This window comes from Amycolatopsis melonis, from assembly GCF_040064235.1.
In the GTDB taxonomy this organism is placed as follows: domain Bacteria; phylum Actinomycetota; class Actinomycetes; order Mycobacteriales; family Pseudonocardiaceae; genus Amycolatopsis; species Amycolatopsis melonis.
On the sequence record NZ_JBDZYD010000013.1, the window covers coordinates 273,324 to 289,035 of the forward strand.

The window sequence follows — 15,712 nt, forward strand, 5'->3', positions numbered from 1 at the left end:
TGCGTTTGACTCGCTTGGTGATCAGCGCCGACGTCTTCCGCGACCAACCGACCCTGACCGGCCCGCGCGTCCGGCTGGAACCCATGGGGCCGCAGCACTTCGACGGCCTCTGGCCGATGACCAGCGATCCGGAAGGCCGTCGCCTCACCGGCACCCAGCAGGAGTTCACCGAAGCCGATATCCGCCGCTGGCTGGCCACGCGGGCGGACCAGCACGACCGTGCCGACTGGGTGATCGTCCGCCGGGACGACGACCAGGTCCTCGGCGAGGTGGTCCTCAACGACCTCGACGAACGCAACGCCTCGATCGCGTTCCGGATCTCCCTCACTGGCCCGGCCGTGTTCGGCCACGGCTACGGCACCGAAGCCACCCGGCTGGTCGTGGACCACGCCTTCGACGTCGGCCTCCACCGCATCCACCTGGAGGTCTTCGACTTCAACCCGCGTGCCCAGCGCGTCTACGAGAAGTGCGGCTTCGTCCGCGAAGGCGTGCTTAGGGACGCCCTGTACTGGGACGGCGAGTGGCACGACGCCATCGCCATGGCGATCCTGTCCACCGACCCGCGTCAGCCGAGTCCCGCTTCGTAGGCGAACACCACCAGCTGCGCGCGGTCGCGGGCCCGCAGCTTGACCATGGCCCGGTTGACGTGCGTCTTCGCGGTCAGCGGGCTGATCACCATCCGCGCGGCGATCTCGTCGTTGGACAGGCCCCGCGCGACCAGGGCGACGGCTTCGCGTTCGCGGTTGGTCAGCTCCGCCAGCCCCGCGCCGGGCGACGGCGGCTGCGTGACGTACCGGTCGATCAGCTTGCGCGTGATCGACGGCGCGAGCAGCGCGTCGCCCCGGGCGGCGACGCGCACCGCGTGCAGGAAGTCCTCCGGGCGGATGTCCTTGACGAGGAAGCCCGCCGCGCCGGCGCGCAGGGCGTCGAAGACGTACTCGTCCAGGCCGTAGTTGGTCAGGATGACGACGTGCACCGCGGCCAGTGCCGGGTCCGCGGCAATGCGCCGGGTCGCTTCGATGCCGTCGACGCCGGGCATCCGGACGTCCAGGAGCGCGATGTCCGGCAGGTGTTCCCTGGCCAGCTCCACGGCTTCGCGGCCGTCGCCGGCTTCGGCGACCACCTCGATGCCGGCCTCGGCGTCGAGCAGCGCGCGGAAGCCGCTGCGGATGAGCGGCTGGTCGTCGGCCAGCAGGACGCGGATCATGCCGGGTGGTCCACGGGCAGTTCGGCGCGGACACTGAACCCGCCCTCGCGCCGCGGTTCCGCGTGCAGCTGTCCGCCGAGCGCGGTGACACGCTCGCGCATGCCGAGCAGGCCGACGCCCGGCTCCGGCGGAGTGTCCACAGTGGCCGTTCCGTCGTCGTCGACGCGGACGACCAGCGTGCCGGGCCGGACGTCGATGCGGACCGACGCGGTGGCCGCGGCGGCGTGCCGGGCGACGTTGGTCAGCGACTCCTGGACGATCCGGTAGGCGGTCCGGCCCACCGCCGCCGGGACGTCGTCGCGGCGGCCCTCGATCGTCAGCCGCGCGTCGAGACCGGCGGTCCGCGCCCGGTCGACGAGCCCGGGGACGTCGTCGAGGCCGTGCGGCGGGTTCTTGTCGTCGTCGCGCAGCGCTTCGAGGGTCGCCCGCAGTTCCCGCGCCGCCTCGCGGCCGGCGTCCCGGATGGCCAGCAGGGCGTCCGGCACCTCTTCGCCGCGTTTCTGCGCCAGGTGGACGGCGACTTCGGCCTGGACCTTGATGACGGAGATCTGGTGGGTGAGCGAGTCGTGCAGTTCCCGCGCGATGTGCAGCCGTTCCTCGTCGGCCCGGCGCCGCGCGGTCTCCTCGCGGGTGCGCTCGGCTTCGTCGGCACGGCGTTCGGCCTGGCGCAGCGCCTCTCCCGCCGCGCCGGCGGCAATCAGCCAGGCCAGCTGGAGGACGTCGCGGGACTGCGTGAACGCTTCGCCGGTGGTGTGCAGTCCCGAGGCGAGGATCGCGAGCGGGACGGCGCCGATCATGACCACCGAAGCGACCACGGCGGCGACGCGGTGGCCGGCCCGGACCGCGGCGTACACCGCGAACAGGAAGGCCACGACGGGAACTTCGAAGCCGGCCGCCTGATAGCCGAGCGCGCAGGCCGCGGTCACGACCAGCACGGCGAGCGGGTACCGGCGGCGCACGGCCAGCGCCAGCCCACCGGCGGCCAGCAGGGCGTACGCGAGCAGGTCGGGTTCGTGGTGCCCGGACAGCCCGGTGACCAGCAGCGCGGCCGCCACCCCGAGGGCGATCGCCCCGTCGAGGATGCGTGCGCGGCTCACCCCCGCACCCTAACCGCGGACGGCTGCTGCGTGGAGAGACATTTCCGGCTACTGCAACGGCAGTACCGCAGTGTCTGCTCCGGCACGACGACGCACGCGGGGTCCGGCGGCGATGCTCTCCGGCGTCCGGTAAGAGCAAAGGAGCACCTCATGAACATCCACCTCGCCGCGGTCAGCGCCTACGACCTGACACCCGGGCGGCTCTGGTCCCTGATCGCGGCCCTGCTGGGTCTGGTGGGCGTGGTCGCGGGCGTGCTGGCGCTGACCCGCCGCCGCGGCGCACCCGTGGCACTGGCCGGAGGTGTCGCCGGCGCGGTCGTCGGCGGATGGGTCGTGGCCGCCGCGAAGGGCGGTCCTGGGACGGGTTACGGAATCGTCGGCGGCTACGCGGCCCTGGTGATCGGGCTGGTCGCGGTGGCGCTCGGCGGAACGGCCGTGGCGCGCTCGCGCGGTTTTGTCGGTGGTCGCCGCTAACTTCGGCGGCATGTTCGAAATCGACTTCGCCGAGTTCCCGTCCACGTCCGCCGGCGCGTCCGGCGACTTCTTCGAGCGCGCGTTCGGCTGGAAGGTGACACCGTACGGCCCGCAGTACACCGACGTCCGCGCGGCCGGGCTCACCCTGGGCTTCCAGGAGGACCCGGCCGAACGACCATCCGCACCGCTGGTCACGGTCCGCACGGACGACCTGGCGGCAGCCCGCGAAGCGGTGATCGCGGCGGGCGGAGAACTGACCAGGGAACCATTCGCCTTCCCCGGCGGGCGGCGGTTCCACTTCCGCGAACCGGGCGGGAACGAGCTGGCGGTGTGGTGCCCGGAATGACGTGACGTCCGGATTCCGCCGGTGCTGGGTCTTCCGGTGCGCCACGGTGATCGGCATGAGCGTCTCAGTTCTCGAAGGCATGTACGCCGCGGAAGCCGAGTACTTCGCCACCGGCGACTTCGCGCCCCTGCGGCGGTTCTTCGCCCCGGACTTCGTGCTGCACCAGGCCGGAGGCCTGCCGTACGGCGGTGTCTGGCGCGGCCACGACGGCCTGCAGCGCTTCTTCGCGGCGATGAGCCGGACGTGGGAGGTGTTCGAGTTCGTGGACCAGGCGTTCCTGGCCACGACGTCTCCGCTCGTCGTGCTGACGAACGTGCACGCCCGGGCCCGCGCCACCGGCCGGGAGCTCGCCTTCCCGATCCTCCAGGCGATCACCGTGGCCGGCGGCCGGATCACCGAGGTGCGCCCGTTCTACTGGGACACCGCAGCGATCGAGGTCGCCTGCTCGACGTAACCGGCCGCGCCACCGCCGTAGTACGTCGCCGGGTCGGCGGGTGCGAGCGGCAGGTCGAGCGCAAACCGCGTCACCAGGTCCGGATTCGCGATGAAGGACCGAGCGAAGGAGACAGCATCGGCAATCCCGGCTTCGATCACCGCGTTCCCCGTTTCGCGGTCGAAGCCGTTGTTCACGATCAGCGGACCGTCGAAGAGACGCCGGTAGCGGGCGAAGGCGGCGAAGCCGGGCCCGCTGTCGGGCCCGCGGAGATGGAGGTAACCGACGTCGAGTTCGGCGACCAGCGCGTCGTACTCAGCACGGAGGGATTCGTCCACAGTGAACAGTCCGCCGGTCCACCACGGCGAAAGCCGGACGCCGGCGCGGCCGTGTTCGGCGACCGCGCCGACGACTTCGAGCAGCAGCCGGCGGCGGTTCGCCGGGGAGCCGCCGTAGGCGTCGGTGCGGTGGTTGAGCCGCGGGTGGAGGAACTGCGCGAGCAGGTACACGCCGTTGGCGGCGACTTCGACGCCGTCGAACCCGGCGCGGTGCGCGTTCGCCGCCGCCGCACCGTAGGCGGCGACGGTGGCCCGGATCTCGGCCACGCTCATCTCGCGCGGAGTCACCGTCGGGCGCCGTCCGGCGCGGGTGTGCACCGGCCGGCCGGGGTTCACCGCCGACGGGCCGGCCGGCTGCTCGCCGAGCAGGTCCGGGTGGGACACCGCGCCGGTGTGCCAGAGCTGCAGCACGATCCGGCCGCCGAGCGCGTGCACGAGGTCGGTGACCCGCCGCCAGCCGTCGACCTGTGCCTCGGAGTGGATGCCGGGGACGTCCAGGAAGCCGACGGCCTGCTCGCTCACCCAGGTGCCTTCGGTGACGATGAGCCCGGCGCCGGCACGCTGGGCGTAGTGGGCGGCCTGGAGATCGCCGGGCACGCCACCGGGGACGCGCGCACGGGTCGCCGGCGCCACCACGACGCGGTTCGGCAGGCGGAAACCGCCCAGGTCGGCGGGGGTAAGCAGGGTCATGGTCACCTCGGGTCGCCGGGACACGTCGGAAAGGCGACGGTGGAGACGGGCGAAAGGTGACCGATGGAAGAGCTGGCGGCGAAGTTCGAGGCCGAGCGCGGCAGGCTGCGCGGGCTGGCCTACCGGATGCTCGGCTCGGCGGCCGAAGCCGACGACGCCGTCCAGGAGGCCTGGCTGCGGCTGAACCGCGCGGACTCCGTCGACAACCTGGCCGCCTGGCTGACCACGGTCGTCTCCCGCGTCTGCCTCGACGTCCTGCGCACACGCAAGACGCGTCGGGAGGACAGTTTCGAGGTCGCGCCGGAGCCGGTGGACGCCGCTGATCCGGCGGGCGAAGTCGAGCTGGCGGACTCGGTGGGTCGCGCGCTGCTCGTGGTGCTCGACGCACTCGGCCCGGCCGAGCGGATCGCGTTCGTGCTGCACGACCTGTTCGCGGTGCCGTTCGACCGGATCGCGCCGGTGCTGGACCGCACGCCGGTGGCGGCGAAGAAGCTGGCGAGCCGCGCGCGGCAGCGGGTGCGCGGCACGTCGCCGCTGCCGCCGTCCGATCTGGCCCGGCACCGCCGGGTGGTGGACGCCTTCCTGGCCGCGGCCCGCGGCGGCGACCTGACGGCACTCCTGACCGTGCTGGCCCCGGACGTCGTCCGCCGCGCCGACGCGGCCGCGCTGCCGTCGGGAGTCCCGCTCGAGACCCGCGGGGCCCGGGCGGTGGCCGGGGAGACGCAGGTGTTCGGGAAGCGGGCCCGGTTCGCCGAACCGGCACTGGTGGACGGCGCCGTCGGGGTGGTCGTGGCCCCGCGGGGACGGCTGGTGCTCGCCCTCGCCGTGACGGTGTCGGGCGAGCAGGTGGCGGGCTACGAGGTGATCGCCGACCCCGCCCGTCTCGCGGCGCTGCACATCTCCCTGATTTGACTCGAACAGGTGATCGATGCGACTAACCCTTGACGCCCAGTCCTCTCCGGCGGGACTATGAACACGTGTTCATGAACGCGTGTTCATGACAGGAGGGATGGGGATGACCGGCATCGTCAACACCGCGCAGGCAGCGGCTTGGAACGGGTACGAGGGGGAGCATTGGGCCACGCACGCCGACCGCTACGACGCGGTGAACAGCGGATTCAACGGATACCTGCTCGATCTGGTCCGGCCGGAGGACCGGGTACTCGACATCGGCTGCGGCAACGGCCAGCTGACCCGGCTCGCCGCGGCGCGCGCCCGGTCCGCCACCGGGGTCGACCTGTCCGGCCCAATGCTCGCGACCGCGCGAGCCCGCGCGGCCGAGGTACCGAACGTGACCTTCGAACAGGGTGACGCGCAGGTGCACCCGTTCCCCGAGGGCGGGTTCGACCTGGCGGTCAGCCGGTTCGGGGTGATGTTCTTCGCCGACCCGGTGGCCGCGTTCGCGAACGTCCGGCGGGCGCTGAGCCCGGGCGGGCGGCTCGCGTTCCTGTGCATGACGGCCTTGTCCGGCACCGACCTGGGCCGGGTGTTCGGCGCGATGGCGGCGTACCTGCCCCAGCCGACGGGCCCGGACGGCAGCGGCCCGACGTCGTTCGCGGACCCGGACCACACCAAGGCGGTGCTGACCGAAGCCGGCTTCGAAGAGGTGGCGTGCACCCACGTGGAAGCCGGCCAGGTCTGGGGCCGCGACGTCCCGGACGCGGCCCGGTTCATCGCCGATTGGGGCCCGGTTCGCCACCACCTGGGCCTGGTCGACAGCGCGACGGCAGCGAAGGCGACCGACGCGCTGACGGCGGCCCTGGGGCAGTTCGCCCAGCCGGACGCGGTGCGCCTGCGCGGCTCGGCGTGGCTGGTCACGGGAAGGAGGTCCTGAGCGGGGCCGCCGTACGATGGCGGTGATGTCACCGAGGAAAGCCGCGGCCCAGCGGGACGGGCAGTCCCTGCACGACCTGCTGGTCGAAACCGCCCAGAAGATGATCGCCACGCACGGCACGACCGGCATGACCGTGCGGGAGATAGCGCGCATGGCGGGCGTCGCCGACGGCGTGCTCTACAACCACTTCTCCGACAAGGAGGAGCTGGTGGCCAGGGCCCTGCTGGAGCACGTGCGCACGACGGAGGCGGAACTCGGTGAGCTGCCGGTGCCGGGCGAAGGCACCGTGGCGGGCAACCTCCACCGCCACCTGGAGTTCGGGCTGGCCCTGCACAAGGTGATCGCCCCGGCCTTCCGCAGCCTGGCCACCCAGCCTGGCGTTCTGGAGCGCTTCGGCGAGATCAGCGAGCGTTCCGGCTACTGGCGCGACCGCCTGGTGACCTACCTGAAGGAGGAGCGCGCGCTGGGCAGGCTCCGCCAGGAGTCCGAAGTGGACGCGGCGGCAGCCCTCCTGGTGGGCTACTGCCACGCCTCGGTGATGGCGGAGGTCTTCCCGCACACGGGCCCCCTCGACCCCCCATCGGCGGACGCGATCGTCGAAGCGGTCCTGCACGGCATCGCGCCTTAGCAGCCATTGGCGCACTGCGCTTCCGCCGTCACCGTCCTTTGTGGAGTTCTCGACACCAACTCCGCCATTCGCGAAACAGAAAGGGAAAGACCTGTGGACGCCACCGCGATACTCTCCCGGTATGGACGATGTCGAAGTCCGTGAGCTGCGGTATTTCCGCGCCGTCGCCGAAGAGCTGAACTTCTCGCGGGCCGCCGAGCGGCTGGGCATGGCTCAGCCACCCCTGTCCCGTGCCATCCGGCTGCTGGAACGGCGGCTCGGGGTCCAGCTCTTCGAACGCACCAGCCGGCACGTCTCGCTGACGCCGGCCGGGGACGTCCTGTTCGCGGAGTCCGCGAAGGCCCTCGACGCGGTCACCGCGGCGGTCCGGCGGACGCGGCGGGCGGCACAGCGGGTTCCGGCGCTCGTCGTCACCGCGAAACCCGGGGTCGCGACCGATCTGCTGCGGCGGATTGCCGAAGCGCACCCGGATCCGGTCGAAATCCGGGTCAGCGGGTTCGGCGAGCAGGCGAAGCTCGTGCGTGACGGCCGGGCCGACGTCGCGCTGCTCGGCTGCCCGGGTGACCACGACGGCCTGGACGTCGAGGTGCTCCTCAGCGAGCCGCGGGTGGCCGCGCTGCCGTCGGGGCACGAGCTGGCCCGGCGGGCCGCGCTCACCTGCGCCGACTTCGCCGGGCGGCCGACGCCTTGCTGGCCAGGGGCGTCCGCGGCGGATCGGGCGTTCTGGTCCGGGCAGGACGTGACGCGGCTGCCGGTGACGCCGGGGCCGGTCGTGCGCGACGGTGCGCAGCTGATGGAGACCATCGCGCTCGGGCAGGCGATCGGGCTGCTGCCTGCGTCGTTCGCCGAGCTGGGTTCGCGGGACGACGTCGTCTACCGGCCGGTCGTGGACGCGACGCCGTTTTCGCTCGCCGTCGCCTGGGCGGCCGGGTCGCGCGATCCGCGGGTCGCGCGGTTCGTGCGGACCGCCGTCGCCGTCAGCGAAGCACTACCTCGGCCGGGTGCTGTGCCGGCGGGGTGAGCGTGCGGATGACCGGTGGGACCCGGACGTCGTCGGCGTCGAACGCGGCCCGCAGCCGGTCGGTGTCCGCGCCGGTCATCAGCCCGGCCAGCTCGTCGGCGCGGGCGAGGGCGGCCGGGGTGAGAAAGGCCGAGTCGTCGAGGTCGCCCCAGAGGTCCCACTGGAGCATCTCGTGCTTGTTGAGCGCGGCGAGGTCGAGCACGAGGTTGTGCCGGGCGTACGGAATGCCCCGCAGGAACGGCACGTCCAGGTCCGGGGAGACGACCATCCGGTCCGGGTCGGCTTTGCCGGTGCGGGCGGCCGTCCACGCGTCCGGGCCGGTCAGGAACTGGTCGCGGGGCACGTCGAGGAGGTCGAACCCGACCGCACCCGGCTCGCCGTAGCCCGGCTCGACCAGGCGCCAGCCGGTGCCGTCGTGGACTTCGGCGACGACGTGGTCGAGGTACCAGCCGGGCATCAGGTAGCCGGCGAACCCGACCCGGACGCGGGCCGGGATGCCGTGGTGACGTGCCATCGAGACGAACAGGAGGGTGAAGTCGCGGCAGCAGCCGACGATCCGGTGCAGTGGCGGCCGCGGGCCGCCGGGTGGCGTGGGGTCGAGTTCGCGCAGGCGGGCCCACATGTCCTCGGCGTACCGGAGGGTGATCTCGGTGTGGCGGCCGGGCGGGAAGCCGTGCTGCGTGATGTCGCCGTGGGCCCAGTAGTGGAACACCAGCTGGAACGCCGCGTCGCGCAAGGACGCGATGTCGGACGGGGTGGCGTCGAGCCATTCCGCGTGCGCGCCCGGGTCGGAAAACCGGCTGTGACTGACGTAGAAGTCGTCCATTCCGGCGACGCTAGCGAAATTTATCCGGAATTTTCCAGCAGTTCTCCGCGGAAGGTCGACCGGTAGGCACTCGGAGACACCCCGAGGGCGGCCTGGAAGTGCTGGCGCAGCGACGCCGCCGTGCCGAAGCCGGCTTCGGTGGCGACGCGGTCGACCGGCAGGTCGCTCTCCTCCAGGAGCTGGCGGGCGCGCTCGATCCGTTGCTGGGTCAGCCATTGCAGCGCCGAGATGCCGACCTCTTCGCGGAAGCGGCGGGTGAAGGTCCTGGTGCTCATGGCTTCGCGGGCGGCGAGGTCGCGCAGGGTCAGCGGGCGGTGGAGGTTTTCCAGCGCCCACGCGCGGGCCGCCTTGGTCGACGACGTGCGTGGCTCGGGCACCGGCCGCAGGACGAACTGGGCCTGGCCACCTTCGCGGTGCGGGGACACCACCGTGCCGCGGGCGACCTCGTTGGCGACCGCCGCGCCGTGGTCGCGGCGGATCATGTGCAGCACCAGGTCGATGCCGGCCGCGACGCCCGCCGAGGTCAGCACGTCGCCGTCGTCGGTGTAGAGCACGCACGGGTCGACGTCGACCTGCGGGAACCGCTCCTGCAGTTCCTCGGCCGAGCGCCAGTGGGTGGTCGCCGGGCGGCCGTCGAGGAGACCGGCCGCGGCGAGCACGAACGCGCCCGTGCAGATCGACGCGATCCGCGCGTCCGGCCGGATGCGGTCGAGCGCCGCCTTGAGCGGGGGTGTCAGGACGCGGGCCATCGGCTCGTACTCGGCACTGGACGCCGGGACGATCACCGTGTCGGCCTCGGCCAGCACCTCGGGGCCGCGCTCGATCGGGACGACGAAGTCGGCGTCGGTGCGTACCGGGCCGGGCTCGAGCGTGCACGTCACGACCTCGTACAGCGGCTCGCCCGAGGCCGACCGGGCCTGCCCGAACAGCCGGTGGACGATGCCCAGCTCCATCACGAGCATGCCGTGGCGCACGAGCACGGCGACGTGGTGACGGTCCGGATGCACGAATGCGGCCATGGCCCGATTCTTGCACATGTTGGCCATCAGGCCACTCGATCGCGCCCGGCATCGGCGTGATCATCGGGGTCATGAACGTGTTGTGGGTTTTCGCGCATCCCGAGCCTCGCTCGCTGAGCGGGGCCCTCCGTGACGACGGGCTGCGGACGCTCCGCGAGCTCGGTCACGACGTCCGGGAATCGGACCTGTACGCCATGAAGTGGAACCCGGTGGTCGACGCCGCCGACTTCGGGGCCGAAGCCGGCGACGAACGGCTGGTCGTCGGGGCGACGTCGGCGCGGGCGCACGCCCGCGGCGAGCTGAGCCCGGACATCGTGGCCGAGCAGGAAAAACTCGAGTGGGCGGACGCCGTCGTCGTGCAGTTCCCGCTGTGGTGGTACGGCATGCCGGCGATCCTGAAGGGCTGGTTCGACCGCGTTTTCGTGAAGGGTTTCGGCTACGGCGTCCGCGCCGGAGACGGCCGGACGCTGCGCTACGGCGAGGGCAGGCTCGCGGGCAAGCGCGCGATGGTGGTGCTCACCGCGGGTGCCCGCAAGCCGTCCATGGGGCCGCGAGGGGTCAACGGGGAGCTGAACGAGGTCCTGTTCCCGCTGCAGCACGGCACCCTGTTCTACGCCGGGATGGCGGTGCTGCCGCCGGTGGCCGTCCACGGCGCCGACCGGCTGCCGGACGAGGAGTTCGCCGCGGCCCGGGACGTCCTGCGCACGCGCCTGCGCGGGCTGGCCACCGACGAGCCGATCCCGTTCCGCACGCAGAACGGCGGCGACTACGACGAGGACCTGGTCCTGCGCCCGGACCGCGCGCCGGGCGCGGCCGGGCTCGCCGTCCACCTCAGGCAGGCAGGGTGAGCCGCTGCCCGAGTCCGCCGTCCACGGGGAGGTCGGCGCCGGTGGTGAACGTCGCCTCGAAGGCGAGGAACAGCACCGCCGACGCCACCTCTTCCGCGGTCGCGTGGCGCTTCAGCGGCGTGATCTCGTCGCCGGTCGCCTTGAACTCCGCCAGCAGCTCGGCCGGCACCCCGGTGACGCCCATCGTCGGCGTGTCGGTGTAGCCGGGGCTGACCACGTTGACCCGGATGCCGCGGGGCGCCAGCTCCGCCGCGTACGTGCGGGCGAACGACCGGACCGCCGCCTTGACCGCCGAATACAGGCCCATCCCGGCGATCCCGGCCTCGGCCGCCACCGACGTCGTGAACACGAACGAGCCACCCGGCTTCACCAGCGGGGCCAGCCGCTGGGCCGTGAAGAACGCGCCCTTGGTGTTGACGTCGAAGGTGCGGTCGTACAGCTCCGGGGTCGCTTCTTCGTACGGTGTCAGCGTCGAGAACCCGACGTTGACGAACACCAGGTCCAGCTCGCCGAGCGTCTCCGCGGCCACGGCCGCCAGCTGCCCGATGTCGGACAGATTGGCCGCGTCCGACGACAGCAGGTGCGCCTTGCCGGGTAGCGTGCCCTGCAGCGGCGTCACGTCGCGGCCGGTCAGCAGCACCTCCGCGCCCTCGTCGAGCAGGGCGCGCACCGTCGCCATCCCCATGCCGTGCGTGCCGCCCGTGACGACGGCCTTCTTGCCAAGGTATTTCACCGGATCTCCTCGATGACGCTCGCGATGGCGTGCGTGCCGTGCCCCGCGGCCACCGCACGGTCGAACAGCTCCCGCAGCGCGGCGGGGATCGTCGTGCCGATGCCCTGCGCGCGGCTGGTCTCCACGAGCATGGCGAGCCCGGCCGCGTTGATGTCCAAAGCGGACACGTCGGTTTCGTAGTCGCCACTGGCGACCTGCGCGCCGATGCCGGACAGGAACCCGCCGACCGCCGAATGCCACTCCAGCGCCATCGGCGTGAACTGCTCCGGCGTCACGCCTTCCGAGCCGACCAGGGCGAGCGCGTGCAGGTAGCCGCCCATCGCCGACCACATCATGCCGAGCAGCGCCAGGTCGTACAGCGCCGCCAGCCCGGCGTCCGCGCCGAGGAACATCGGCTCCCCCAGCACTTCCAGCACGGCGCGCTGCGCGCCGAACGCCGCTTCCGAACCGCTGTACAGAATCCGCGCGGACGGCGTCCCGATGCCCTGCGGCACGGCCATGATCACGCCGTCGACGTAGTCGACGCCCGCCGAGGCCGCCCACTTCGCCGCCACGCGGGCCTGCTCCGGCGTCCCCGACGTGAGGTTGACCAGCGTCCGGCCGGACAGGGACGCGGCTTCCAGCACCGGCTGCTGAGTGTCGTATGTGGACAGACAGCTGACGACGACGTCCGCCGAAGCCGCCTCCGCGGGCGTTGCCGCGAGCCGGGCACCACGGTCGAGCAGCGGCCCCGCCTTGAGCGGCGACCGGTTCCACACCACGACGTCGTGGCCCGCCCCCAGGAACGCCCCGGCCAGTGCGGCACCCATCCGCCCCAGGCCGAGCACGCCCACCTGTTTCTTGCTTTCTCCCATGGATTCCATGCTGCTGGCCCGCTTTACACTGGACAAGTACCGACTAATAAGTCAGGTACCCACCAAAACGTAAGGATCCTGGATGCTGGCGAGAAGCTACCGCTGCGGCCTGGACGCGGCCATCGACGTGATCGGCGGCCGCTGGAAGGCGCTGATCCTGTGGGCCCTGCACGCCGGACCGCTGCGGTTCGGCGAACTCAAGCGGAAGGTGTCCGGGATCAGCGAGAAGATGCTGATCCAGGCGCTGCGCGAGCTGGAGGCGGACGAGGTCGTGCACCGCGAGGTGTTCCACGAGGTCCCGCCGAAGGTCGAGTATTCGCTGACCGATCTCGGCCAGCGCCTGAACACGGCGTTGCTGCCGCTGGGCGACTGGGGCGACGAGAACATGGCGGGAATCGCGCGGCGCCGCGGCGTCACGCCCGCGCCGTCGCATACCGCTTGAGCGTGACGGCGGGCCCCGGCACACAGGGGCCCGCCGGGAACGCCTACACGGTGACCAGGTCCGCTCCAGCAAAGAAGGTCTGCGCCGCCGTCATCGCGTCGGCGTCCAGCAGCACGTCGCCCGGGCGGCTGCCGTTGCCGAGCAGCACGCCGCCCCAGTTCATGCCCAGGTACTCCGCGCACAGCTCCAGCGTGCCGATCAGCGGCTGGGCCTCGCGCGCGGTTTCGCTCAGGACGCTGACGCCCCACAACGTCTTCCCGCGCATCCGCGGCTTGAACTCCACCGGCAGGCGCATCCAGCCGGACCAGTAGTCGAGGTAGAGCTTCACGCTCGCCGCGACCGAGTACCAGTACACCGGCGACACGACGACGATGTCGGTCGCCGCGAACGTCGCGTCCATCAGCAGCTGCTCGTTCTCGCCCGGCTCGGGGTGCTCGCCCACGCCGTGGCGGCGGTCCTCGAACGGCGGCAGCGGCACCTCCGGCAGCCGGATCCACCGCTGTTCCACGTCCGGGGGCAGCTCCTTCGCCGCCCGCCGGGCCAGCATCTCGGTGTTGCCGCCGGCCCGTGCGGAACCGACCAGGAACAGGAAGCTGCGGTCGCTCATGTCCAACGCCCTCCAGTTATTTGCATGTACATATAAATACTTGCCCTGGACTATCCTGGGTGTCAAGAGGAGGCCGGAAGATGACCGTCGACGAACAGGCGTGGGGACGCGTCCTGGTCCTGCACGCCCGGATCGAGCAGGAACTCGCGAAAGCCCTGCAACGGCGCCACGGGCTCGGCCTGTCCGAGTACCGCGCACTGGGCAAGCTGGTCGCCGGTCCGCGGGGCGGCCTGCGGATGCAGGAGCTCGCCGAGGCGATCGGGCTCAACCAGAGCTCGGTCAGCCGGATGTGCGCCCGCCTCGAAGACGCCGGCCTGACCATCCGCGACCTGTGCGAGGACGACCGCCGCGGCGTCTACTCGGTGATCACCGACGCCGGGCGCAAGCGCTACGCCGAGACCGAGCCGACCTACTGCTCGGTGCTGCGGACCGCGCTCGACAAGGCCGCGAGCGACCCCGAACTCGCCCCCGCGGTCGCCGCCGTCCGCGGCGCCTGACCGGGTCCGCCCCAGGGTGGACGCGCGGCGCGGAGGTCCGCATTACGTTCGGCCCATGAGAATTCGCGCGGCACTGGACGTCCTCGCCGCCCTCATCATGGGCGTCGGGGCCGGCGGGAACCTCGCCGCCGGCGCCTGGTCGCTGCCGGCGTGGCTGCCCGCCTGGCTGGGCTGGACGATCCTGCTCGCGAGCATCCTCCCGCTGGTGCTGCGGCGCCGGTGGCCGCTTGCCTCTTTCGTCCTCGCCCTCGTGCTGACCGCGGCGGCGATGCCGATCGGCGGGCCGGTGCTCGCCGTCGCCGTGATTTCGGCGGGCTGCGCGCTGTACGTCGTGGTGGTGGAGCGCAGCAGCCGCGTCACGCGCATCGGCTTCGCGGCCGGGCTGATCGAGGTCGGCCTGCTCGCGTTCCTGCTGCCGACCCCCAGCACCAGCACGGCGGTGAACATCGGCGCGTCGGCGCTGATCGTCGGGTTCGCGCTCGGCCTCACCGTCCGCAGCCGCCGCGAGTACGCCGAGAGCGAGCGGGAAAACCATGCGCGGCAAGCGGTTTCGGCCGAGCGGCTGCGGATCGCGCGCGAGATGCACGACGTCGTCGCGCACAGCATGAGCCTGATCGCGGTGAAGGCGGCGGTCGGCAACCACGTCGCCCCCGACCAGCCCGACCAGGCCCGCGACGCGCTGCGCGTCATCGAAGAGACCAGCCGCGAAACCCTGGCCGAGCTGCGGCGGATGCTGGGCGTGCTGCGCGACGGCACCGGCGTCCCCGCCCTGGCGCCCGCCCCGACGCTCGACGACCTGCGCGCCCTCGCCGAACGCGCCGAGCAGGCCGGCGCGCTGGACGTCGACCTCGCCGTCGAAGGCCTCGACGAGCTGCCGGGCGGCGTCGGCCAGTCGGTGTACCGGATCGTGCAGGAGGCACTGACCAATGTGGTCAAGCACGCGGGCGCGACGACGTGCCGCATCCGCGTCACCGGCGGCGACGGCGCCGTGCGCATCGAGGTCCGCGACGACGGCCGCGGCGGCGACGCGGTGCCCGGCCACGGCCTGATCGGCATGCGCGAGCGCGTCGCGGTCTACGACGGCGAGTTCTCCGCAACCGGTGACGACCACGGCTTCCGCGTCTTCGCGCGGCTGCCCTACGAAACGGCGGTGGCCCGATGACCCGCGTCCTGATCGCCGACGACCAGGCGCTGCTGCGCGGCAGCTTCCGGGTGCTGGTCGACAGCGCGCCGGGGCTGGAGGTCGTCGGCGAGGCGTCCGACGGCGTCGAAGCGGTGGCCCTGACCCGGCGGGAGCAGCCGGACGTCGTGCTGATGGACGTGCGGATGCCGGAGATGGACGGCATCGAGGCAACGCGCCGGATCTGCGCGGAGACCGACGTCCGGGTGCTGATGCTGACGACGTTCGACCTCGACGAGTACGTCTACGCGGCCCTGCGCGCGGGCGCGAGCGGCTTCCTGCTGAAGGACACCCGCCCGGCGGACCTGCTGGCGGCCATCGAGGTCGTGGCCGCCGGCGACGCACTGCTGGCCCCCTCGGTGACGCGGCGCCTGGTGGCGGAGTTCGCGCGGCTGCCGACGGGCCCGGTGACCCGCCTGGACGGGGTGACGGCACGCGAGCAGGAGGTCCTGACGCTGATCGCCCGCGGCCTGTCGAACGACGAGATAGCGGCCCGGCTGCACCTGGGCATCGCCACGGTGAAGACCCACATCGGCAGGCTGCTGCACAAGCTCGCGGCCCGCGACCGGGCCCATCTGGTGATCGCGGCCTACGAATCCGGATTGGTCCGCCCGTCGGCGCAGTAACGGGACCATCTC

General features: G+C 72.3%; 21 protein-coding genes. 13 read left to right on the top strand and 8 right to left on the bottom strand.

The features are described 5' to 3' along the window. The first annotated feature begins 17 nt into the window (after positions 1-17). Positions 18-587 carry a GNAT family N-acetyltransferase gene (locus tag ABJI51_RS32660; protein ID WP_348954905.1) on the top strand — a complete coding sequence of 190 codons (570 nt, stop codon included), beginning with the start codon at positions 18-20 and terminating at the stop codon, positions 585-587. Here the strand turns inward: ABJI51_RS32660 and ABJI51_RS32665 are convergent. Together ABJI51_RS32665 and ABJI51_RS32670 are read right to left on the bottom strand one after the other, a co-directional pair. Then, a complete protein-coding gene (locus tag ABJI51_RS32665) occupies positions 566-1,207 on the bottom strand; it encodes a response regulator (protein WP_348954906.1) in 642 nt (213 codons plus the stop codon). The two genes, ABJI51_RS32660 and ABJI51_RS32665, sit on opposite strands and share 22 nt — an antisense overlap. Beyond that, the gene (locus ABJI51_RS32670) at positions 1,204-2,304 is read right to left on the bottom strand and encodes a sensor histidine kinase (RefSeq protein WP_348954907.1); all 1,101 of its coding nucleotides are present in this window, start codon (positions 2,302-2,304) and stop codon (positions 1,204-1,206) included. Before ABJI51_RS32670 ends, ABJI51_RS32665 begins: the two co-directional genes overlap by 4 nt. Positions 2,305-2,454: 150 nt before the next feature. On the opposite strand from ABJI51_RS32670, the gene ABJI51_RS32675 reads away from it, so the two are divergent. The 3 genes from ABJI51_RS32675 to ABJI51_RS32685 are packed head-to-tail and all read left to right on the top strand — an operon-like array spanning position 2,455 to position 3,578. Beyond that, positions 2,455-2,778 (top strand): DUF6223 family protein, encoded by a 324-nt coding sequence (locus ABJI51_RS32675; protein WP_348954908.1) that lies wholly within the window; start codon positions 2,455-2,457, stop codon positions 2,776-2,778. A gap of 10 nt (positions 2,779-2,788) precedes the next feature. Further along, positions 2,789-3,124, top strand: coding sequence for a VOC family protein (locus tag ABJI51_RS32680; RefSeq protein WP_348954909.1), 336 nt, complete (start codon positions 2,789-2,791; stop codon positions 3,122-3,124). A gap of 55 nt (positions 3,125-3,179) precedes the next feature. Further along, positions 3,180-3,578, top strand: coding sequence for a nuclear transport factor 2 family protein (locus ABJI51_RS32685; protein ID WP_348954910.1), 399 nt, complete (start codon positions 3,180-3,182; stop codon positions 3,576-3,578). Here the strand turns inward: ABJI51_RS32685 and ABJI51_RS32690 are convergent. Next, positions 3,536-4,585 carry an alkene reductase gene (locus tag ABJI51_RS32690; protein ID WP_348954911.1) on the bottom strand — a complete coding sequence of 350 codons (1,050 nt, stop codon included), beginning with the start codon at positions 4,583-4,585 and terminating at the stop codon, positions 3,536-3,538. The genes ABJI51_RS32685 and ABJI51_RS32690 overlap by 43 nt on opposite strands. A gap of 63 nt (positions 4,586-4,648) precedes the next feature. Between ABJI51_RS32690 and ABJI51_RS32695 the strand changes: the two genes are divergently transcribed. From ABJI51_RS32695 to ABJI51_RS32710, 4 genes are all read left to right on the top strand, one after another. Continuing rightward, positions 4,649-5,497: a sigma-70 family RNA polymerase sigma factor gene (locus tag ABJI51_RS32695; protein ID WP_348954912.1), complete on the top strand. Its 849-nt coding sequence runs from the start codon at positions 4,649-4,651 to the stop codon at positions 5,495-5,497. Between the two features lie 103 nt (positions 5,498-5,600). After that, the gene (locus ABJI51_RS32700) at positions 5,601-6,419 is read left to right on the top strand and encodes a class I SAM-dependent methyltransferase (protein ID WP_348954913.1); all 819 of its coding nucleotides are present in this window, start codon (positions 5,601-5,603) and stop codon (positions 6,417-6,419) included. A 25-nt stretch (positions 6,420-6,444) separates the two neighbouring features. Beyond that, on the top strand, positions 6,445-7,047 hold the full coding sequence (locus ABJI51_RS32705; RefSeq protein WP_348954914.1) for a TetR/AcrR family transcriptional regulator: 603 nt from the start codon (positions 6,445-6,447) through the stop codon (positions 7,045-7,047). Between the two features lie 121 nt (positions 7,048-7,168). Then, the gene (locus tag ABJI51_RS32710) at positions 7,169-8,068 is read left to right on the top strand and encodes a LysR family transcriptional regulator (protein WP_348954915.1); all 900 of its coding nucleotides are present in this window, start codon (positions 7,169-7,171) and stop codon (positions 8,066-8,068) included. On the opposite strand, the gene ABJI51_RS32715 is transcribed toward ABJI51_RS32710, so the two are convergent. Then, a complete protein-coding gene (locus ABJI51_RS32715) occupies positions 8,025-8,894 on the bottom strand; it encodes a transglutaminase-like domain-containing protein (protein WP_348954916.1) in 870 nt (289 codons plus the stop codon). The genes ABJI51_RS32710 and ABJI51_RS32715 overlap by 44 nt on opposite strands. A 20-nt stretch (positions 8,895-8,914) precedes the next feature. Continuing rightward, a complete protein-coding gene (locus ABJI51_RS32720) occupies positions 8,915-9,913 on the bottom strand; it encodes a GlxA family transcriptional regulator (RefSeq protein WP_348954917.1) in 999 nt (332 codons plus the stop codon). A 71-nt stretch (positions 9,914-9,984) separates the two neighbouring features. Between ABJI51_RS32720 and ABJI51_RS32725 the strand changes: the two genes are divergently transcribed. Beyond that, the gene (locus ABJI51_RS32725; protein WP_348954918.1) at positions 9,985-10,761 is read left to right on the top strand and encodes an NAD(P)H-dependent oxidoreductase; all 777 of its coding nucleotides are present in this window, start codon (positions 9,985-9,987) and stop codon (positions 10,759-10,761) included. Here the strand turns inward: ABJI51_RS32725 and ABJI51_RS32730 are convergent. Together ABJI51_RS32730 and ABJI51_RS32735 are read right to left on the bottom strand one after the other, a co-directional pair. Next, complete coding sequence (locus tag ABJI51_RS32730) at positions 10,745-11,494, bottom strand: SDR family oxidoreductase (RefSeq protein ID WP_348954919.1); 750 nt, start codon at positions 11,492-11,494, stop codon at positions 10,745-10,747. The genes ABJI51_RS32725 and ABJI51_RS32730 overlap by 17 nt on opposite strands. After that, entirely contained in the window at positions 11,491-12,348 is an 858-nt protein-coding gene (locus ABJI51_RS32735) for an NAD(P)-dependent oxidoreductase (protein ID WP_348954920.1), read from the bottom strand. The genes ABJI51_RS32730 and ABJI51_RS32735 overlap by 4 nt, the downstream gene beginning before the upstream one ends. An 82-nt stretch (positions 12,349-12,430) precedes the next feature. On the opposite strand from ABJI51_RS32735, the gene ABJI51_RS32740 reads away from it, so the two are divergent. Further along, complete coding sequence (locus ABJI51_RS32740) at positions 12,431-12,790, top strand: winged helix-turn-helix transcriptional regulator (protein WP_348954921.1); 360 nt, start codon at positions 12,431-12,433, stop codon at positions 12,788-12,790. Between the two features lie 43 nt (positions 12,791-12,833). Here ABJI51_RS32740 and ABJI51_RS32745 read toward each other — a convergent pair whose 3' ends face one another. Beyond that, the gene (locus ABJI51_RS32745) at positions 12,834-13,397 is read right to left on the bottom strand and encodes a flavodoxin family protein (protein ID WP_348954922.1); all 564 of its coding nucleotides are present in this window, start codon (positions 13,395-13,397) and stop codon (positions 12,834-12,836) included. Positions 13,398-13,477: 80 nt separating this feature from the next. Here ABJI51_RS32745 and ABJI51_RS32750 point away from each other — a divergent pair, with 80 nt between their 5' ends. From ABJI51_RS32750 to ABJI51_RS32760, 3 genes are read left to right on the top strand one after another with little or no spacing between them, the layout of a single operon-like run. Further along, positions 13,478-13,894 carry a MarR family winged helix-turn-helix transcriptional regulator gene (locus ABJI51_RS32750; RefSeq protein WP_348954923.1) on the top strand — a complete coding sequence of 139 codons (417 nt, stop codon included), beginning with the start codon at positions 13,478-13,480 and terminating at the stop codon, positions 13,892-13,894. Between the two features lie 55 nt (positions 13,895-13,949). Then, positions 13,950-15,056, top strand: a complete 1,107-nt coding sequence (locus tag ABJI51_RS32755) for a sensor histidine kinase (protein ID WP_348954924.1) — start codon at positions 13,950-13,952, stop codon at positions 15,054-15,056. After that, entirely contained in the window at positions 15,053-15,700 is a 648-nt protein-coding gene (locus tag ABJI51_RS32760) for a response regulator (RefSeq protein ID WP_348954925.1), read from the top strand. Before ABJI51_RS32755 ends, ABJI51_RS32760 begins: the two co-directional genes overlap by 4 nt. The last annotated feature ends 12 nt before the right edge of the window (positions 15,701-15,712 follow it).